Source organism: Streptomyces rhizoryzae, assembly GCF_023155275.1.
GTDB lineage: Bacteria > Actinomycetota > Actinomycetes > Streptomycetales > Streptomycetaceae > Streptomyces > Streptomyces rhizoryzae.
Map to the genome: position 1 here is coordinate 1 of NZ_JALMUV010000031.1, position 18,926 is coordinate 18,926.

Sequence of the window (18,926 nt, forward strand, 5' to 3'; positions counted from 1 at the left end):
GAACACCCCCCACCCCACAGACCCGGCACCGCTGCCGAACAGCCCCGCGCAGCGGCACCAATCCCCGCGAAGCGGGGACCCGCCCCGCGCAGCGAGGGGCCCCAGAGCGCCGGAGGCGCAACGCACAGGCACCCCCACGGCGGGAAAGCCGACAACGTGGGAAGCGCCCCGCCACAGGCGCACGGCGGGAAACCCGACAACGTTCGCCGCCCCCCGTGGGCGGTAACGTAACGGCCCGTGACCACCATCTTCTGGATCGCCGCGGCGATCGTTCTCCTCGGTGTCTACCTGAGCTGGACGGCCGGCCGGCTGGACCGTCTGCACGCGCGCATCGACGCGGCCCGGGCGGCGCTGGACGCCCAGCTGCTGCGGCGGGCGTCGGTGGCGCAGGAGGTGGGCACCTCGGGGGTGCTGGACCCGGCGGCGTCGATCGTGCTCTACCAGGCCGCGCACGACGCCCGGCAGGCGGAGGAGGACCACCGGGAGGTCGCGGAGAGCGAGCTGAGCCAGGCGCTGCGCGCGGTGTTCGGGGAGGAGGGGCAGCTGGCGGCGGTGCGGGAGGCGCCGGGTGGTGAGCGGACGGTGGTGGAGCTGACCGCGGCGGTGCGGCGGGTGCCGATGGCGCGCCGGTTCCACAACGACGCGGTGCGCGCCGCGCGGGCGGTCCGGCGGCACCGGGTGGTCCGCTACCTGCGGCTGGCCGGGCACGCGCCGTTCCCGATGGCGTTCGAGATGGACGACGAGCCGCCGGCGGTGCTGGACGACCGCTCGGCCGGGAGCTGACCGGCCGCGGACCGGGCGGGGAATGTCCGGATGCTGAGACCGCACGCCGGACAAGCCACCGGCCTCTAATTGGCCCTTTCCCCGGGGCGCTCACCAGCGGTTACGTAGGCGTCGAAGCACAACCACCCGCATTGAGTGAGGTCAACGTGTCCAGCACGCCCACCACGCCCCAGACCCCCGAGACCGGAACCGCGCGCGTCAAGCGCGGTATGGCCGAGCAGCTCAAGGGCGGCGTGATCATGGACGTCGTCACGCCGGAAGAGGCGAAGATCGCCGAGGACGCCGGTGCGGTCGCCGTCATGGCCCTGGAGCGGGTCCCGGCCGACATCCGCAAGGACGGCGGCGTGGCCCGGATGTCCGACCCCGACATGATCGAGGGCATCATCAACGCCGTCTCGATCCCGGTGATGGCCAAGTCCCGCATCGGCCACTTCGTCGAGGCCCAGGTCCTCCAGTCCCTCGGCGTCGACTACATCGACGAGTCCGAGGTCCTCACCCCGGCCGACGAGGTCAACCACTCCGACAAGTGGGCCTTCACCACCCCCTTCGTGTGCGGCGCCACCAACCTCGGTGAGGCCCTGCGCCGGATCGCCGAGGGCGCGGCCATGATCCGTTCGAAGGGCGAGGCCGGCACCGGCAACGTCGTCGAGGCGGTCCGCCACCTGCGCCAGATCAAGGGCGAGATCGCCAAGCTGCGCGGCTGCGACAACAACGAGCTGTTCGCCGCCGCCAAGGAGCTGCGCGCCCCGTACGAGCTGGTCAAGGAGGTCGCCGAGCTGGGCAAGCTGCCGGTCGTGCTGTTCTCCGCCGGCGGGGTGGCCACCCCGGCCGACGCCGCGCTGATGCGCCAGCTCGGCGCCGAGGGCGTGTTCGTCGGCTCCGGCATCTTCAAGTCCGGCGACCCGGCCAAGCGCGCCGCCGCGATCGTGAAGGCCACCACCTTCTACGACGACCCGAAGGTCATCGCGGACGTCTCGCGCAACCTCGGCGAGGCCATGGTCGGCATCAACTGCGACACCCTCCCCGAGACCGAGCGCTACGCCAACCGCGGCTGGTAAGGACGCAGAGACGACATGAGCACCACTCCCACCATCGGTGTGCTGGCGCTCCAGGGCGACGTCCGCGAGCACCTCGGGGCGCTCGCGGACGCCGGCGCCCCGGCCCGGCCGGTGCGCCGCCCCGAGGAGCTCGCCGAGATCGGCGGCCTGGTCATCCCGGGCGGCGAGTCCACCACCATGTCCAAGCTGGCGGTCTCCTTCGGCATGCTGGAGCCGCTGCGCGCCTTCGTGCGGGCGGGCCGGCCGGTCTACGGCACCTGCGCCGGCATGATCATGGTCGCCGACAAGCTGCTGGACGGCCGCGACGACCAGGAGACCCTCGGCGGCATCGACATGATCGTGCGCCGCAACGCCTTCGGGCGGCAGAACGAGTCGTTCGAGGCGGCCATCGAGGTCGCCGGAATCGGCGGCGGCCCGGTGGAGGGCGTCTTCATCCGGGCGCCCTGGGTCGAGTCGGTCGGCGCCTCGGCGGAGGTCCTGGCGACGTACGGTGGTCACACGGTGGCCGTGCGGCAGGGTAACGTCCTGGCCACGTCGTTCCACCCGGAGCTGACCGGCGACCACCGGATCCACGCGCTGTTCGTGGAGATGGTGCGCGCGGCCGCCGCCGCGGGGGAGCGGGCGTAAGCGCTCCGCCGAGGGGTGGAGTTCGGGGGAGCGCCGGCCCTCCCGGTAGGATCTGGGGCGATCGTTTCTGAATTTGGTTACGCGAAGGAGACAGGCGGATGTCCGGCCACTCTAAATGGGCTACGACGAAGCACAAGAAGGCCGTGATCGATGCCAAGCGCGGCAAGCTCTTCGCGAAGCTGATCAAGAACATCGAGGTCGCGGCCCGGATGGGCGGTGCCGACCCGGACGGCAACCCGACGCTGTACGACGCCATCCAGAAGGCGAAGAAGCAGTCGGTCCCGAACAAGAACATCGACTCCGCGGTCAAGCGCGGCGCCGGCCTGGAGGCCGGTGGCGCCGACTACGAGACGATCATGTACGAGGGCTACGGCCCCAACGGCGTCGCGGTGCTCATCGAGTGCCTCACCGACAACCGCAACCGCGCCGCGTCCGACGTCCGGGTCGCGATGACCCGCAACGGCGGCTCGATGGCCGACCCGGGCTCGGTGTCGTACCTGTTCAACCGCAAGGGCGTGGTGATCGTCCCCAAGGGTGAGCTGACCGAGGACGACGTGCTGGGCGCGGTCCTGGACGCCGGTGCCGAGGAGGTCAACGACCTCGGTGAGTCCTTCGAGGTGCTCAGCGAGGCCACCGACCTGGTCGCGGTCCGCACCGCGCTCCAGGAGGCCGGTATCGACTACGACTCGGCCGAGGCCAACTTCGTCCCGACCATGCAGGTCGAGCTGGAGGAAGAGGCCGCGCGCAAGATCTTCAAGCTGATCGACGCGCTGGAGGACAGCGACGACGTGCAGAACGTCTTCGCCAACTTCGACGTGTCCGACGAGGTCATGGCCAAGGTCGACGCCTGACGGCCGCGCCAGGCGCACCGGTCGCGACGGGCCGGCGGGGACACACCCCGCCGGCCCGTCGGTTTGTCAGTGGCACCCACTAACCTGCAAGAACGTAAGGAACAGACGACCGAACGACGGCGAGGGGCGGGCCGATGAGGGTGCTGGGGGTGGACCCGGGGCTGACCCGGTGCGGGGTCGGCGTGGTGGACGGGGTGGCCGGGCGGCCGCTGACGATGGCCGGCGTCGGCGTCGTGCGGACCCCGGCGGACGCCGACACCGCGCACCGCCTGGTGCTGATCGAGCGCGGTATAGAGGAGTGGCTCGACACCCACCGCCCCGAGTACGTCGCCGTCGAGCGGGTCTTCAGCCAGCACAACGTCCGTACGGTCATGGGCACCGCCCAGGCCAGCGCGGTCGCCATGCTGTGCGCGGCCCGCCGCGGCCTGCCGGTCGCCCTGCACACGCCCAGCGAGGTCAAGGCCGCGGTCACCGGCTCGGGGCGGGCCGACAAGGCCCAGGTCGGTGCCATGGTCACCCGGCTGCTGCGGCTCACCGCGCCGCCCAAGCCGGCCGACGCCGCCGACGCCCTCGCCCTGGCCATCTGCCACATCTGGCGCGCCCCCGCGGTCAACCGCCTCCAGCAGGCCCGGGCCGCCGCCCGCCGCACCCCCGTTCCCGTACGCACGCTGAAGGGCACCACCCGATGATCGCCTTCGTCTCCGGCCCGGTCGCGGCCCTGGCACCGGACACCGCCGTCGTCGAGGTCGGCGGCATCGGCATGGCCGTCCAGTGCACGCCGAACACCCTCTCCGGCCTCCGGGTCGGCGAGCCCGCCCGGCTCGCCACCTCCCTCGTCGTCCGCGAGGACTCCCTCACCCTCTACGGCTTCGCCGACGACGACGAGCGGCAGACCTTCGAGCTGCTCCAGACCGCCAGCGGCGTCGGCCCCCGGCTGGCCCAGGCGATGCTCGCGGTGCACTCCCCGGACGCGCTGCGGCTGGCGGTGTCCACCGGCGACGAGAAGGCGCTGACAGCCGTACCGGGCATCGGCAAGAAGGGCGCCCAGAAGCTGCTGCTGGAGCTGAAGGATCGGCTCGGTGCGCCCACCGGCGGTGCCCGCCCGGCCGCCGGGGCCGCGGTGCCGGCCGGCTGGCGTGACCAGCTCCAGGCCGCGCTGGTCGGCCTGGGCTACGCCGCCCGGGAGGCCGACGAGGCGGTCGCGGCGGTCGCGCCGCAGGCCGAGGCGGCCGCCGCCGCGGGCGGCACCCCGCAGGTGCCGCAGCTGCTGAGGGCGGCGCTGCAGACGCTCAACCGCGCGCGATGAGCGGCCCCCGGCGGCCCGCCGCCCCGGCCCCGCGCCCCCGACCGCACGACCACCCCGCAGGCGGCCCGGCCGCCCCGACCCCGCGAGGCATTCCGCAGTGAACTGGGACGACACCGCACCGTCCGCCGAGGAGACCGCCGGTGCGCCGGCCGACCGGCTGGTGGCGGCCGACGCCGACGGCGAGGAGACCGCCGTCGAGGCCGCGCTGCGGCCCAAGGACCTGGCGGAGTTCGTCGGCCAGGAGCGGGTCCGCGAGCAGCTCGACCTGGTGCTGAAGGCGGCCCGCGCGCGCGGGGCCACCGCCGACCACGTGCTGCTCTCCGGCGCGCCCGGCCTGGGCAAGACCACCCTGTCCATGATCATCGCGGCCGAGATGGGCGCCCCGATCCGGATCACCTCGGGCCCGGCCATCCAGCACGCCGGCGATCTGGCGGCCATCCTCTCCTCCCTCCAGGAGGGCGAGGTGCTCTTCCTCGACGAGATCCACCGGATGTCCCGGCCGGCCGAGGAGATGCTCTACATGGCGATGGAGGACTTCCGGGTCGACGTGATCGTCGGCAAGGGCCCGGGCGCCACCGCCATCCCGCTGGAGCTGCCGCCCTTCACCCTGGTCGGGGCGACCACCCGGGCCGGTCTGCTGCCGCCGCCGCTGCGCGACCGGTTCGGCTTCACCGGCCACATGGAGTTCTACGCCCCCGCCGAGCTGGAGCGCGTCCTCCACCGCTCCGCCGGTCTGCTGGACGTGGCGATAGAGACCGAGGGCGCCGCGGAGATCGCCGGCCGCTCCCGGGGCACGCCCCGTATCGCCAACCGCCTGCTGCGCCGGGTCCGCGACTACGCCCAGGTCAAGGCCGACGGCGTGATCACCCGCGAGGTCGCCGCGCAGGCGCTGGGCGTCTACGAGGTCGATGCCCGCGGGCTGGACCGGCTGGACCGCGCGGTGCTCACCGCGCTGCTCAAGCTCTTCGGCGGCGGTCCGGTGGGGCTGTCCACCCTCGCGGTCGCGGTGGGGGAGGAGCGGGAGACGGTCGAGGAGGTCGCCGAGCCGTTCCTGGTGCGGGAGGGGCTGCTGGCCCGTACGCCGCGCGGCCGGGTCGCGACCCCGGCGGCCTGGGCGCACCTGGGGTTGGTACCGCCGCAGCAGGCGGGCGGCGCCGGCCAGCCCGGCCTGTTCGGGGCCTGACGGCGCGGGGACTCGCCCGGTCAGGAACTGCGGTGCGATGCTGGGCGTTGTTCCTGTGGTGCGGACTCGCTTAGACTCCGCCGATGCCGTCCGTATGGACGGTATTTCCACCCCGCTATAAGAGACCGCGAGAGCGCGGTCGTGCGAAGGATTTCCGTCCCGTGCCCAATATCGTGACTCTCCTCCCCTTCATCGTCCTCATCGGGGCCATGTTCCTGATGACGCGGTCCGCCAAGAAGAAGCAGCAGGCGGCCCAGCAGATGCGCGATGAGATGCAGCCCGGCACCGGCGTCCGGACGATCGGCGGCATGTACGCCACCGTCAAGGAAATCCACGAGGACACCGTCCTCCTGGAGGTCGCCCCCGGCGTGCACGCCATCTACGCCAAGAACGCCATCGGCGCGGTGCTCGCGGATGAGGAGTACAACCGCATCCTGGACGGTGCCGAGCCGGCCGCCGAGGACCACCCGGCCGTGCCGGACGACGTCTCGTCGCTGACCGCCGCCGACGAGGCCACCGAAAAGGGTGACGCGGCCGGCAAGATCGACCTGGGCAAGGCCGGCACCGGTGACGCCGCCGAGCCCGCCGCCGACGAGGCCAAGGACGTCAAGGACGCCAAGGACGCCAAGGATGCCGACGCCGAGGACGCCGCGGCCGGCGAGGCCGGTGCCGCCGAGGACGGCAAGAAGGCCGGCGGCGCCGACGCGAAGTAGTCCGTTCCGTAGCGGGGAACCGCGGCGCACCCCCGATCGGGCGCACCGCGGTTCCCGGACGGTTTAGGCTCCGGCGGGGGCACGTCCCCACAACACTTCGTGGCCGCTCGGCAGACACCCCAGGCCGAGGGGTTGGACAGGGAGAAACGACAAGGTGGCAGCAGCGAAAAAGGGCCGGCGGGCGCCCGCGAGCCAGGGGCATCCGGGGCGCACCCTGATCCTGGTCCTGATCGCGATGGCGGCGCTGGTCGGAGGCATGTTCTACTCCGGCACGCTGACCCCGAGACTGGGCATCGACCTCGCGGGCGGCACCAGCTTCACGCTGGCGGCGCAGAACCAGCCGGGCAGGCCCAACGCGATCAACGAGACCAACATGAACACCGCCGCCGGCATCATGGAGCGGCGGGTCAACGGTCTCGGTGTGACCGAGTCCGAGGTCCAGACGCAGGGCAGCAACCACATCATCGTGAACATCCCCAAGGGGACGGACGCGAAGCAGGCCCGCCAGCAGGTCGGGACCACCGCCCAGCTCGCCTTCCGGCCGGTGCTGACCACCGGTCCCGGCGCCAAGGCGCCCGAGCCCACCCCGAGCCCCTCCCAGAGCGGCAAGGGCGGCGAGAAGTCCACCGGCGGCAAGTCCGGCGCGCAGCAGAGCGCCTCGCCGACGCCCAGCGCCAGCGCCACCACTCAGGGCCGCGCGGTCACCGACGCGCTGAAGAAGCCGTCCGCCTCGCCGTCCGGCTCCGCGTCGGACAAGCCGTCCGCGCAGCCCACCCCGCCGGTCCCCGGCGGCGCCGACATCCCGCCGGCCCTGCAGAAGCAGTACGCCGCGCTGGACTGCTCCAGCAAGAAGAGCCTGGCCCAGGCCAATGAGCAGGCCGCCGGTGCCAAGCCCGGCGACCCGGTCGTGGCCTGCAAGGACGACGGTACGCAGAAGTACGTGCTCGGCCCGGTCGGCGTCGAGGGCACCGACGTCAAGGACGCCAAGGCCGTCTTCGACAGCCAGCAGGGCCAGGGCTGGATCGTCCAGATGGACTTCACCTCCGACGGCGGCAAGAAGTTCGCGGACGTCACCGGCAAGCTCGCCACCAAGGCGCAGCCGCAGAACCAGTTCGCGATCGTGCTGGACGGCGCGGTGGTCTCCGACCCGCGCGTCAGCGAGCGGCTCAACGGCGGCAACGCCACGATCTCCGGCGGTTTCACCCAGCAGTCCGCCGAGGACCTCGGCAACATGCTGTCGTACGGTGCCCTGCCGCTGTCCTTCAAGATCGACGACGAGACCACGGTCACCGCGGCGCTCGGCGGCGAGCAGCTGCGGGCCGGCCTGATCGCCGGTGCCATCGGCCTGGCGCTGGTCGTCATCTACCTCGTCGCCTACTACCGCGGGCTGGCGCTGGTCGCCCTGGCGAGCCTGGGCGTCTCGGCGGTCCTGACGTACACGATCATGACGCTGCTCGGCCCGGCCATCGGATTCGCGCTGAACCTCCCGGCGGTCTGCGGCGCCATCGTCGCCATCGGTATCACCGCCGACTCGTTCATCGTCTACTTCGAGCGCATCCGGGACGAGATCCGCGAGGGCCGCACGCTGCGCCCGGCCGTGGAGCGCGGCTGGCCGCGGGCCCGCCGCACGATCCTGGTCTCCGACTTCGTGTCGTTCCTGGCCGCGGCGGTGCTGTTCATCGTCACCGTCGGCAAGGTGCAGGGCTTCGCGTTCACGCTGGGCCTGACCACCCTGCTCGACGTGGTCGTGGTCTTCCTCTTCACCAAGCCCCTGATGACGCTGCTGGCCCGGCGGACGTTCTTCCACGACGGCCACCCCTGGTCCGGTCTGGATCCCCGGCGCCTGGGCGCCCGGCCGCCGCTGCGCCGTCGTCGCACCGCCCCCACCCAGACGAAGGAGGCGTGAGATGTCCAAGCTCGGCAACCTCGGCGCCCGGCTCTACCGCGGTGAGGTCGGCTACGACTTCATCGGCAAGCGGAAGATCTGGTACGGCATCTCGATCCTCATCACCATCACGGCCATCGTCGGCCTGGCGGTGCGCGGCCTGAACATGGGCATCGAGTTCTCCGGCGGCGCGGTCTTCACCACCCCGAAGACCTCGGTCTCCACCACCGAGGCCCAGCACCACGCCGAGTCCGCGGCCCCCGGCCACCAGGCGATGGTGCAGCAGCTCGGCGGCGGTGCGCTGCGCATCCAGATCAGCGGTCTGGACACCAAGCAGTCGCTGCCGGTGCAGGAGGAGATCGCCAAGGACCTCAAGGTCCCGGTCAAGGACGTCAACACCCAGCTGGTCGGCCCGAGCTGGGGCGAGCAGATCGCCGACAAGGCGTGGCTGGGCCTGGGGATCTTCATGGTCCTCGTGGTGCTCTACCTCGCCATCGCCTTCGAGTGGCGGATGGCGGTCGCCGCGCTGGTCGCGCTGGTCCACGACCTGACGATCACCGTCGGCGTCTACGCCCTGGTCGGCTTCGAGGTCACCCCCGGCACGGTCATCGGCCTGCTGACCATCCTCGGCTACTCGCTCTACGACACCGTCGTGGTCTTCGACAGCCTCAAGGAAGCCTCCAAGGACATCACCAAGCAGACCCGCTTCACGTACAGCGAGGTCGCCAACCGCAGCATCAACGGCACCCTGGTCCGTTCGATCAACACCACGGTGGTGGCGCTGCTGCCGGTCGCCGGGCTGCTGTTCGTCGGCGGCGGGGTCCTCGGCGCGGGCATGCTCAACGACATCTCGCTGGCCCTCTTCGTGGGTCTGGCCGCCGGTGCCTACTCGTCGATCTTCATCGCGACGCCGCTGGTCGCCGACCTGAAGAACGGCGAGCCGCAGATGAAGGCGCTGGCCAAGCGGGTCGCCGCCAAGCGCGCCTCGGCCGCCGCCAAGGAGGCCGCCCGCCAGGCGGACCCGGACGCGGCGGAGGACGGCGACGACGACGCGGGTGCCGCGGTCGTCGGCCCGCAGCCGACCGCCCGCAACCGCGGTGGCCGCGGCCGTCCCTCCGGGAGGCGCCGGTGACCGCCCCCGCCGAACTCCGCGAGCTGCTGCTCAGCCGGATCTCGGACGTCCCGGACTATCCGCAGCCGGGTGTGATGTTCAAGGACATCACCCCGCTGCTCGCCGACCCGGCCGCGTTCCGCGCGCTGACCGGGGCCTTCGCCGACCTCTGCGCGCGCTTCCGGGCCGACAAGGTGGTGGGTCTGGAAGCCCGCGGCTTCATCCTCGCCGCGCCGGTCGCGGTGGCCGCCGGTATCGGTTTCGTACCGGTCCGCAAGGCCGGCAAGCTGCCCGGCGCGACGCTCGGCCAGGCGTACGAGCTGGAGTACGGCACCGCCGAGATCGAGGTGCACGCCGACGCGCTGGCGCCCGGTGACCGGGTCCTGGTGATCGACGACGTGCTCGCCACCGGCGGCACCGCCGACGCGTCGCTCCAGCTCATCCGCCGGGCCGGCGCCGAGGTCGCGGGCCTGGCGGTGCTCCTGGAGCTGGGCTTCCTGGCCGGCCGGGAGCGGCTGGAGCCGGGCCTGAAGGGTGCTCCGCTGGAGGCTCTGATCACGGTCTGAGCCGCCGCCGGGCACCCGCCCGGCAGCCGTCCGCGCAGCGGGGGCATCCGGAACATTCCGGGTGCCCCCGCTGCTGTGTCATGTACGGAACCATGGCCACCCGGCAGCTGTGGCCATGGGCTCGATACCATGGCACCCCGGCCGCTTCTAGGCCACGGGGTCCGTACCCGCATGAGGAGTGCCCTTGCCAGACGAGGCCCAGCCGCTCTCCCCCGGACCGCGTCCGGCGGGCACCCCCGCCGTGCGCCCGGACGAGCCGAAGCCGCAGCCCGCGGCTTCCTCCGACGCGCCGAAGCCCGAGCGGCCGGGCGCGGCCGACGGACCCGCCGCGCCCGCCGGCCGGTCCCGCCCGGCCCCCGCGCCGCAGCAGCCGGCCAAGCCGCTGCCGCCCGCCCCGCCCGGCCGCTCCGGCTCGCCCAACCGCGTCCGGGCCCGCCTCGCCCGGCTGGGCGTCCAGCGCTCCAGCCCGTACAACCCGGTCCTGGAGCCGCTGCTGCGCGCGGTGCGCGCCAACGACCCCAAGATCGAGACGGCCACGCTGCGCCAGGTCGAACGGGCCTACCAGGTCGCCGAGCGCTGGCACCGCGGCCAGAAGCGCAAGAGCGGCGACCCGTACATCACCCACCCGCTCGCGGTCACCACCATCCTCGCCGAGCTGGGCATGGACCCGGCGACGCTGATGGCGGGGCTGCTGCACGACACCGTCGAGGACACCGAGTACGGCCTGGACACCCTGCGCCGGGACTTCGGCGACCAGGTCGCGCTGCTGGTGGACGGCGTCACCAAGCTGGACAAGGTCAAGTTCGGCGAGGCCGCGCAGGCCGAGACCGTCCGCAAGATGGTCGTGGCGATGGCCAAGGACCCGCGCGTGCTGGTCATCAAGCTCGCCGACCGGCTCCACAACATGCGCACCATGCGCTACCTCAAGCGGGAGAAGCAGGAGAAGAAGGCCCGCGAGACCCTGGAGATCTACGCCCCGCTGGCGCACCGGCTGGGCATGAACACCATCAAGTGGGAGCTGGAGGACCTCGCCTTCGCGATCCTCTACCCCAAGATGTACGACGAGATCGTCCGGCTGGTCGCCGAGCGCGCCCCCAAGCGCGACGAGTACCTCGCGATAGTGACCGACGAGGTCCAGGCCGATCTGCGCGCCGCCCGCATCAAGGCCACCGTCACCGGCCGCCCCAAGCACTACTACAGCGTCTACCAGAAGATGATCGTGCGCGGCCGCGACTTCGCCGAGATCTACGACCTGGTGGGCATCCGCGTCCTCGTCGACACCGTCCGGGACTGCTACGCGGCCCTCGGCACCATCCACGCGCGGTGGAATCCGGTCCCCGGCCGGTTCAAGGACTACATCGCGATGCCGAAGTTCAACATGTACCAGTCGCTGCACACGACGGTGATCGGGCCCAACGGCAAGCCCGTGGAACTCCAGATCCGCACCTTCGACATGCACCGGCGCGCCGAGTACGGCATCGCCGCACACTGGAAGTACAAGCAGGAGGCGGTCGCCGGCGCCTCCAAGGTGCGCACCGACGCGCCCAGGGGCACCGGCAAGGGCGCCGGCCAGGACACCGTCAACGACATGGCCTGGCTGCGGCAGCTGCTGGACTGGCAGAAGGAGACCGAGGACCCGGGCGAGTTCCTGGAGTCGCTGCGCTTCGACCTCTCCCGCAACGAGGTCTTCGTCTTCACGCCCAAGGGCGACGTGATAGCGCTGCCGGCCGGCGCCACCCCGGTCGACTTCGCCTACGCGGTGCACACCGAGGTCGGCCACCGCACGATAGGGGCGCGGGTCAACGGGCGGCTGGTCCCGCTCGAATCGACGCTGGACAACGGCGACCTGGTGGAGGTCTTCACCTCCAAGGCGCCCGGCGCGGGCCCGTCCCGCGACTGGCTGAGCTTCGTGAAGTCCCCGCGGGCCCGCAACAAGATCCGCGCGTGGTTCTCCAAGGAGCGCCGCGACGAGGCCATCGAGCAGGGCAAGGACGCCATCGCCCGCGCGATGCGCAAGCAGAACCTCCCGATCCAGCGGATCCTGACCGGCGACTCCCTGGTCACCCTGGCGCACGAGATGCGCTACCCGGACATCTCCTCGCTCTACGCCGCCATCGGTGAGGGCCACGTCGCCGCGCAGGGCGTCGTCCAGAAGCTGGTGCAGGCGCTCGGCGGGCAGGACGAGGCCACCGAGGACATCGCCGAGTCCACGCCGATCCGGCCGCGCTCCAAGCGCCGGTCCAGCGCCGACCCGGGCGTGGTCGTCAAGGGCGTGGACGATGTGTGGGTCAAGCTGGCGCGCTGCTGCACGCCGGTGCCCGGGGACCCGATCATCGGGTTCGTCACCCGCGGCAGCGGCGTCTCGGTGCACCGCGCGGACTGCGTCAACGTGGACTCGCTGTCCCGGCAGCCCGAGCGGATCCTGGAGGTCGAGTGGGCGCCGACCCAGTCCTCGGTCTTCCTGGTCGCCATCCAGGTGGAGGCGCTGGACCGCTCCCGGCTGCTGTCGGACGTCACCCGGGTGCTGTCCGACCAGCACGTCAACATCCTCTCCGCGGCGGTGCAGACCTCCCGGGACCGGGTCGCCACCTCGCGTTTCACCTTCGAGATGGGCGATCCCAAGCACCTGGGCCACGTCCTGAAGGCCGTCCGGAGCGTGGAAGGCGTCTACGACGTCTACCGGGTGACGTCGGCCCGCAGGCCCTGACCGCACGCGGCCCGGCACGGGCGAGGGGGAGCAGACGATGGGGGAGGACGTGCTCGGCGGCCGGTACCGCCTGGTCCGGCTGATCGGGCGGGGCGGGATGGGCGCCGTCCACGAGGCGGTGGACACCGCGCTGGAGCGCCGGGTCGCGGTCAAGCGGCTGCTGGCCGCCGGCGGCCTGGACGACGGTTCGGAGGCCCTGCACCGCTTCCGGCGGGAGGCCCAGGCACTGGCCCGGGTCAGCCACCCGGGCGTGGTGCAGGTCTACGACAGCGGTGTCCACGAGGGCGCGCCGTACTTCGTCATGGAGCTGCTGGACGGGGTGAACCTCGCCGACCTGGTGGCCGGCCAGGGGCCGCTGCCGCCGCCGGTGGCCGCCGGCGTCGCCCTGGGGATGTGCCGGGCGCTGGCCGCCGCCCACGCGGCCGGGGTGCTGCACCGCGATGTGAAACCGACCAACGTCTCCGTCACCCGGGCCGGCCGGGTGGTGCTCCAGGACTTTGGGCTCGCCCGGCTCGCCGAGGAGCCGGCCATCACCCGCGCCGGCGCGCTGCTGGGCACCCCGCAGTACATGCCGCCCGAGCTGATACAGGGCCAACTCCCGGGCTCGCCGGCTGACTTGTACGGCCTGGGGGCCTGCCTGTACCTCATGCTGACCGGGACGCCGCCGCTGGGCACCGGGGCCGTCGACGTCGGCGCGCTGGTGGAGCTGGCGGTCGGCCCGGGCGTCCCGCCGCTGGCCGGGCGGGCGGACACCGGTGTCCCGGACTCCCTGGCGCGGCTGGTGGACGCGCTGTGCCGGCAGGACCCGGGGCGGCGGCCGACGGCCGCCGAGGCCGAGGCGGTGCTCGGCGAGGCCGCCACGGGCGGTGAGGACGCGCTGGTCGCACTGGTCGCCGACCGCGTCCGCGAGCAGGCCGTGGAGTTCGTCTACAGCCCGCCGGTCCTGGAGTCCTCCGGGATGGAGGTGCTGGACTGGGCCGCGATCCCGCAGTCGAGGACCGCCGCCGGGGACGTCCAGCGGCCGCTGACCCTCAGCGACGGCACCCGCCAGCTGATGCTCAGCAGCATGACCGCGGCCAGCGCCCGGTCCCGGCAGCGCGAGGCGGTCAACCTCGTCCTGCGCGGCGACCTCCAGGAGGCGGTGCGGATGCTCACCGCGGTCTCCCAGGTGTGCGCCTCGGCGCTGGGCCCGGACCATCCGACCACGCTGACCAGCCAGTACTGGCAGGCCGTGTGCCTGGCGCGGCTGGGCGCCGGCGCGGAAGCACTGGAACTGTTCTCCCGGGTCAACGCCGGGACCGAGCGGAAGAGGGGGAGGGATCATGACTGATCTCGACGTACGGGCGGAGACCGAGCCGGGGGGCGACGCGGAGGCCGAACTCCGGTCCCTGCTCCAGTGGCTGCGCAACGACGAGGAGCTGCGCCGCCAGGTGGGCGGCACCCTGGCCGCCGGCCGCGCGCCCCGGCCCGGCGAGATGGGCCTCGGCTTCGACCTGCTCCAACTGGCCGTCACCACCGCGGTGTCGGCCGGTTCGCTGGCGGTCTCGATCCTCCAGTGGCGGGACAGCCGCCGCCGCGCCCCCGGACTGACCCTGCGCTCCCGGGGCGTGGAGATCCGCATCGAGCGCGGCGCGCCCGGCGACGCGGAGACCGTCCGCCGCATCATCGCCCTGCTCGACGGCACCGCCGGTCCGGCGGACGGCGGCGGCACGGGTCCGGGGGGCGCGGGAAGCGGGGAGCCCGGGGGCGATGGCCCAACTGCCTGATCCGGCCGCCTCCCGGGCCGTGCTGCTCGGCACCGCCGCCTACCGCCACCTCGACGCCCTCCCGGCCGTCGCCGCCAACCTCCGCGACCTGGCCGGACTGCTCGGCGACCCCACGGTCTGGGGCCTGCCCGCGCAGCACTGCGAGGTGGTGCTCGACCCGGCGCACGCCGCCGCGATGCTCGATCCCGTGCACCGCGCCGGCGACGAGGCCACCGACACCCTCGTCGTCTACTTCGCGGGCCACGGCATGCGGGACTCCGAGTCGGCCGACCTCTACCTCGGCCTGACCGGCTCCCGCGACAGTGTCGGTTACACCGCGGTCGCCTACCAGCACCTGCGCGGCGCCATCCGGGGCGCCCGCGCCCGCCGCAAGATCGTCGTACTGGACTGCTGCTTCAGCGGCCGGGCCGCCCGCACGCTCGCCGGCGGCGACGGCGTACTGGCCGCCCAGGCCGCGGTGGACGGCGCGTACGTGCTGACCGCCTCGCCGCGCGACCGGGTCGCGCTGGCCCCGGACGGCGAACGCCACACCGCCTTCACCGGCGAACTCCTCGGCATCCTCCAGCACGGCATCGCCGACGGCCCCGAGCTGATCGACCTGGACACCCTCTACCGGGCCCTGGACGAGCGGCTGCGCGCGAAGAACCGGCCGCAGCCGCAGCGCGCCCAGGAGAACGGCGTCGGCCGGCTGCCCCTGGCCCGCAACCGCGCGCTGGCACAGCGCCGCCGGGCTCCCGCCGGCCCGGTGCTGGACTCCGAGGTCCGCGCCGCCATGGTCGCGTCCGGCCTGGGCCTGGCCCGGATGCTGCGCGCGGCCGGCGACCACCGGGACGCGCTGCCGGTGCTCCGGCTCGCCCTCCAGGAGCGCGGTCCGGGCGGCGGGGACGGCCTGCTGCCGGTCCAGCTGGAACTCTCCGAACTCCTCGCCGAGACCGGGCAGACCAGGGAGGCCATCGAGGTCCTGGAGCAGGCGTTCCACCAGGCCCGCCAGGTCTACGGCCCGGAGGCGGTGCTGGTCTGCCGGCGGCTGGCGGACCTGCTCCAGGAGTCCGGCAACCACATCCAGGCGTGCGAGGTGCTCAAGCACGCCCTGGACCTGCTGGAGACCGGCCGGCGCAGCCGCGGCTGACCGGGGCGCGAGACGCGCGACGGCCCGCCGGAACCTCCCGGCGGGCCGTCGCGTACGGCACGGTGCGGCCCTCAGCCGCCGAACTCCTCCAGGCCCTTGAGCGCCTGGTCCAGCAGCGCCTGGCGGCCCTCCAGCTCCCGGCCGAGCTTGTCGGCCTTGGCGGTGTTGCCGGCCGCCCGGGCCGCGTCGATCTGCTGCCGCAGCTTGTCGACGGCGTCCTGGAGCTGCCCGGTCAGCCCCGCGGCGCGGGCCCGCGCCTCAGGGTTGGTCCGCCGCCACTCGGCCTCCTCGGCGTCCTGGATGGCCCGCTCCACGGCGTGCATCCGGCCCTCGATCCGGGGGCGGGCGTCGCGCGGCACGTGGCCGATGGCCTCCCACCGCTCGTTGATCCCCCGGAACGCGGCCCGGGCCGCCTTCAGGTCGGTGACCGGGAGCAGCTTCTCGGCCTCGGCGGCCAGCTCCTCCTTGCGGGTGAGGTTCTCCCGCTGCTCGGCGTCGCGCTCGGCGAAGACCTCGCTGCGCGCCTGGAAGAAGACGTCCTGGGCGCCGCGGAAACGGTTCCACAGGTCGTCCTCGTGCTCGCGCTGGGCGCGGCCGGCGGCCTTCCACTCCTGCATCAGCTCGCGGTAGCGGGCCGCGGTGGCGGCCCAGTCCGTCGAACCGGACAGCGCCTCGGCCTCGGCGACCAGCTTCTCCTTGGCCTTGCGGGCCTCCTCGCGCTGCGCGTCCAGCGACGCGAAGTGCGCCTTGCGCCGCTTGGAGAACGCCGACCGGGCGTGCGAGAAGCGGTGCCACAGCTCGTCGTCGGTCTTGCGGTCCAGGCGGGGCAGGCCCTTCCAGGTGTCCACCAGTGCGCGCAGCCGCTCACCGGCCGCCCGCCACTGCTCGCTGGCCGCCAGCTCCTCGGCCTCGGCGACCAGCTTCTCCTTGGCCTGCCGCGCCTCGTCGGCCTGCCGGGCCTTGGCCGCCTTGCGCTCCTCGCGCCGCGACTCGACCGTGCTGACCAGGGCGTCCAGGCGCTCGCGCAGGGCCTGGAGATCACCCACCGCGTGGTGCTCGTCGACCTGCGTCCGCAGGTGCTCGATCGCGGTCAGGGCGTCCTTCGCCGAGAGGTCGGTGGTCCTGACCCGCCGCTCCAGGAGGCCGATCTCCACGACCAGGCCCTCATACTTGCGCTCGAAGTAGGCGAGAGCCTCCTCGGGAGTGCCCGCCTGCCACGATCCGACGACCTGCTCGCCGTCGGCGGTACGCACGTACACGGTCCCCGTCTCATCGACGCGGCCCCATGGGTCGCTGCTCACAGCGCCTCCTCCACATGATGCCGGCGCGGGCGTGCGGCCCCCCGGCATCGTCCACAGTTTCTGTCCGGCGGGGCAGCGCCCCGGCCGGCCGACGGGCTGAATTGCGGTGAGGGTGGCAGGCCGTCGGAGCAGGCACCCTACACAACGCCAATCTAGGCGACCGGCGGTCGGCTGTCCGCATCCAGCACGACCGGACTTGCGGTGGGGACGCCGGGAGGCGCACCCGTGCCGGCCGCCGCCGGTCAGCTCTTGCGGACCGCCGCCCGGTCGATGACGACCGTGGCGTCGGGCGCGGTGCTGCCGTGCGCCGGGTCGGGGTGCGAACCGGCGGCGGCGATCTTGCGCAGCACGTCCAGGCCGCCGGTGATCCGGCCGAACGGCGTGTAGTCCGCGGGCAGCCGGCTGTCCTCGTAGACGAGGAAGAACTGACTCCCGCCGGAATTCCGGGTCTTGGGGTCCTTGCCGTCGTAGCGGTTGGCCATGGCGACCGTGCCCGCCGGATAGACACCGCCCTTGATCCGAGGGTCGCGGAGGTTCTCGTCGGGGAGGGTGTAGCCGGGTGTGCCCTGGCCGGTGCCCTTCGGGTCGCCGCATTGCAGGATGTGGATCCCCTGGTCGACCAGGCGGTGGCAGCGGGTGTGGTCGAAGTAGCCCTGACCGGCCAGGAACGCGAAGGAGTTGACGGTGTGCGGCGCCTTGGCCGCGTCCATGGCGAAGGCGATCCGGCCGCAGGTGGTGGACAGCTCGGCGGTGTACGACGCCGAGGTGTCGACGGTCATCGCGGGCTCCTCGGGCCACGTCTTCGCCGCCGGGGCGCCCTTGGCGGGACGGGCGCACGGGTCGGCCGGCGGGGCGGCCCCGTCCGAGCGCGTGCGGTCGCCGCCGGACAGCGAGACGGAGGCGTACGCGGCGGCGCCGGCGGCCAGCGCGAGGGCCACCACCCCGGCGAGGATGACGTTGCGGCGCCTGGTCCGCCGGGCGGACTCGGTCCGCCGCTGCTGCTGGCGGGCGTATTTCTGCCGGGCGAGCTCGCGCCGCCGCCGGTCCTTGCTGACCACCGGTCGTCCCCTCTCTGACGCCATCCGTCGCTGCCGTCTGCCGTGGCCGTACCGTATACGGGTTCGCCCTGCCGGGAGTCCCGCCGGTAGGCTCTGGAGCTGCCGAGATGTTCCGGGCGCGGTCCCGCCGACCGCCCCCCGCCGATCTTTAAGGACGAACGTGCTGATTGCCGGGTTCCCCGCCGGGGCCTGGGGGACCAACTGCTACCTGGTCGCCCCCGCCGCAGGCGAGGAGTGCGTGATCATCGACCCGGGCCACCAGGCGGCCCCCGGCGTCGAGGAGACGCTCAGGAAGCATCGGCTCAAGCCCGTCGCGGTCATCCTCACCCACGGCCACCTCGACCACGTCGCGTCGGTCGTCCCGGTGTGCGGGGCGCACGGCGTCCCCGCCTGGATCCACCCCGAGGACCGCTACATGATGAGCGACCCGGAGAAGGCCCTCGGCCGCTCCATCGGTCAGCAGCTCATGGGCGAGCTGACCGTGGGCGAGCCGGACGACGTCAAGGAGCTGGCCGATGGCAGCGCCCTGGAACTGGCCGGGATGGCGTTCTCGGTCGCGCACGCACCGGGCCATACCAAGGGGTCGGTGACCTTCCGGCTGCCCGAGCAGGCGGACGTTCCGCCGGTCTTCTTCTCGGGCGACCTGCTGTTCGCCGGCTCCATCGGACGCACCGACCTGCCGGGCGGCGACCACGCCGAGATCCTCCAGTCGCTGGAGCGCGTGTGCCTCCCGCTGGACGACTCGACCGTGGTGCTCTCCGGCCACGGCCCCCAGACCACCATCGGCCGCGAGCGCGCCACCAACCCCTTCCTCCGGCAGGTGGCCGCCGGCCTCGGAGACGGCGACCCGACCGCCGCTCCGCGACGAGGAATGTGACGAGA

The 18,926-nt window shown here is 73.1% G+C and carries 18 protein-coding genes; 16 read left to right on the plus strand and 2 right to left on the minus strand.

Annotated features, from left to right (window positions below):
• The first annotated feature begins 237 nt into the window (after nucleotides 1–237).
• The 15 genes from MUU72_RS22900 to MUU72_RS22970 all read left to right on the plus strand — a co-directional run bounded on the left by MUU72_RS22900 (nucleotide 238) and on the right by MUU72_RS22970 (nucleotide 15,685).
• Nucleotides 238–783 (plus strand): LemA family protein, encoded by a 546-nt coding sequence (locus tag MUU72_RS22900; protein WP_248015242.1) that lies wholly within the window; start codon nucleotides 238–240, stop codon nucleotides 781–783.
• Between the two features lie 146 nt (nucleotides 784–929).
• Nucleotides 930–1,841 (plus strand): pyridoxal 5'-phosphate synthase lyase subunit PdxS, encoded by a 912-nt coding sequence (pdxS, locus tag MUU72_RS22905; protein WP_308403850.1) that lies wholly within the window; start codon nucleotides 930–932, stop codon nucleotides 1,839–1,841.
• Nucleotides 1,842–1,856: 15 nt separating this feature from the next.
• Nucleotides 1,857–2,468 carry a pyridoxal 5'-phosphate synthase glutaminase subunit PdxT gene (pdxT, locus tag MUU72_RS22910; protein WP_248015243.1) on the plus strand — a complete coding sequence of 204 codons (612 nt, stop codon included), beginning with the start codon at nucleotides 1,857–1,859 and terminating at the stop codon, nucleotides 2,466–2,468.
• Between the two features lie 98 nt (nucleotides 2,469–2,566).
• Nucleotides 2,567–3,319, plus strand: a complete 753-nt coding sequence (locus tag MUU72_RS22915; RefSeq protein WP_248015244.1) for a YebC/PmpR family DNA-binding transcriptional regulator — start codon at nucleotides 2,567–2,569, stop codon at nucleotides 3,317–3,319.
• Between the two features lie 134 nt (nucleotides 3,320–3,453).
• Nucleotides 3,454–4,008, plus strand: a complete 555-nt coding sequence (ruvC, locus tag MUU72_RS22920) for a crossover junction endodeoxyribonuclease RuvC (protein WP_248015245.1) — start codon at nucleotides 3,454–3,456, stop codon at nucleotides 4,006–4,008.
• Nucleotides 4,005–4,625 (plus strand): Holliday junction branch migration protein RuvA, encoded by a 621-nt coding sequence (gene ruvA / locus MUU72_RS22925; RefSeq protein ID WP_248015246.1) that lies wholly within the window; start codon nucleotides 4,005–4,007, stop codon nucleotides 4,623–4,625. Before ruvC ends, ruvA begins: the two co-directional genes overlap by 4 nt.
• 97 nt (nucleotides 4,626–4,722) lie before the next feature.
• Nucleotides 4,723–5,808 (plus strand): Holliday junction branch migration DNA helicase RuvB, encoded by a 1,086-nt coding sequence (ruvB, locus tag MUU72_RS22930; protein ID WP_248015247.1) that lies wholly within the window; start codon nucleotides 4,723–4,725, stop codon nucleotides 5,806–5,808.
• 161 nt (nucleotides 5,809–5,969) lie between these two features.
• Nucleotides 5,970–6,521, plus strand: a complete 552-nt coding sequence (gene yajC, locus MUU72_RS22935) for a preprotein translocase subunit YajC (protein WP_308403851.1) — start codon at nucleotides 5,970–5,972, stop codon at nucleotides 6,519–6,521.
• 154 nt (nucleotides 6,522–6,675) lie between these two features.
• A complete protein-coding gene (gene secD / locus MUU72_RS22940; RefSeq protein WP_248015248.1) occupies nucleotides 6,676–8,427 on the plus strand; it encodes a protein translocase subunit SecD in 1,752 nt (583 codons plus the stop codon).
• A 1-nt stretch (nucleotide 8,428) separates the two neighbouring features.
• Entirely contained in the window at nucleotides 8,429–9,538 is a 1,110-nt protein-coding gene (gene secF, locus MUU72_RS22945) for a protein translocase subunit SecF (RefSeq protein ID WP_248015249.1), read from the plus strand.
• Nucleotides 9,535–10,083, plus strand: coding sequence for an adenine phosphoribosyltransferase (locus MUU72_RS22950; RefSeq protein WP_248015250.1), 549 nt, complete (start codon nucleotides 9,535–9,537; stop codon nucleotides 10,081–10,083). The genes secF and MUU72_RS22950 overlap by 4 nt, the downstream gene beginning before the upstream one ends.
• A gap of 184 nt (nucleotides 10,084–10,267) precedes the next feature.
• Nucleotides 10,268–12,790 carry a RelA/SpoT family protein gene (locus MUU72_RS22955; protein WP_248015251.1) on the plus strand — a complete coding sequence of 841 codons (2,523 nt, stop codon included), beginning with the start codon at nucleotides 10,268–10,270 and terminating at the stop codon, nucleotides 12,788–12,790.
• A 37-nt stretch (nucleotides 12,791–12,827) separates the two neighbouring features.
• Nucleotides 12,828–14,120, plus strand: a complete 1,293-nt coding sequence (locus MUU72_RS22960) for a serine/threonine-protein kinase (protein WP_248015252.1) — start codon at nucleotides 12,828–12,830, stop codon at nucleotides 14,118–14,120.
• Entirely contained in the window at nucleotides 14,113–14,556 is a 444-nt protein-coding gene (locus MUU72_RS22965; protein ID WP_248015253.1) for an effector-associated constant component EACC1, read from the plus strand. Before MUU72_RS22960 ends, MUU72_RS22965 begins: the two co-directional genes overlap by 8 nt.
• A complete protein-coding gene (locus MUU72_RS22970; RefSeq protein ID WP_248015254.1) occupies nucleotides 14,540–15,685 on the plus strand; it encodes a caspase, EACC1-associated type in 1,146 nt (381 codons plus the stop codon). The genes MUU72_RS22965 and MUU72_RS22970 overlap by 17 nt, the downstream gene beginning before the upstream one ends.
• 71 nt (nucleotides 15,686–15,756) lie before the next feature.
• On the opposite strand, the gene MUU72_RS22975 is transcribed toward MUU72_RS22970, so the two are convergent.
• Nucleotides 15,757–16,986 (minus strand): DUF349 domain-containing protein, encoded by a 1,230-nt coding sequence (locus MUU72_RS22975; RefSeq protein WP_248015255.1) that lies wholly within the window; start codon nucleotides 16,984–16,986, stop codon nucleotides 15,757–15,759.
• Nucleotides 16,987–17,228: 242 nt separating this feature from the next.
• The gene (locus tag MUU72_RS22980) at nucleotides 17,229–18,044 is read right to left on the minus strand and encodes a peptidylprolyl isomerase (protein WP_248015256.1); all 816 of its coding nucleotides are present in this window, start codon (nucleotides 18,042–18,044) and stop codon (nucleotides 17,229–17,231) included.
• A gap of 160 nt (nucleotides 18,045–18,204) precedes the next feature.
• Here MUU72_RS22980 and MUU72_RS22985 point away from each other — a divergent pair, with 160 nt between their 5' ends.
• Entirely contained in the window at nucleotides 18,205–18,921 is a 717-nt protein-coding gene (locus tag MUU72_RS22985) for an MBL fold metallo-hydrolase (protein WP_248015257.1), read from the plus strand.
• Nucleotides 18,922–18,926: the final 5 nt, after the last annotated feature.

What these genes read in the sequence shown, in the direction of transcription:
- MUU72_RS22965 (WP_248015253.1), top strand. Translation starts at nt 14,113, where the DNA reads ATGACTGATCTCGACGTACGGGCGGAGACCGAGCCGGGGGGCGACGCG.
- MUU72_RS22970 (WP_248015254.1), top strand. Translation starts at nt 14,540, where the DNA reads ATGGCCCAACTGCCTGATCCGGCCGCCTCCCGGGCCGTGCTGCTCGGC.
- ruvA (WP_248015246.1), top strand. Translation starts at nt 4,005, where the DNA reads ATGATCGCCTTCGTCTCCGGCCCGGTCGCGGCCCTGGCACCGGACACC.
- MUU72_RS22960 (WP_248015252.1), top strand. Translation starts at nt 12,828, where the DNA reads ATGGGGGAGGACGTGCTCGGCGGCCGGTACCGCCTGGTCCGGCTGATC.
- pdxT (WP_248015243.1), top strand. Translation starts at nt 1,857, where the DNA reads ATGAGCACCACTCCCACCATCGGTGTGCTGGCGCTCCAGGGCGACGTC.
- secF (WP_248015249.1), top strand. Translation starts at nt 8,429, where the DNA reads ATGTCCAAGCTCGGCAACCTCGGCGCCCGGCTCTACCGCGGTGAGGTC.
- ruvC (WP_248015245.1), top strand. Translation starts at nt 3,454, where the DNA reads ATGAGGGTGCTGGGGGTGGACCCGGGGCTGACCCGGTGCGGGGTCGGC.
- MUU72_RS22915 (WP_248015244.1), top strand. Translation starts at nt 2,567, where the DNA reads ATGTCCGGCCACTCTAAATGGGCTACGACGAAGCACAAGAAGGCCGTG.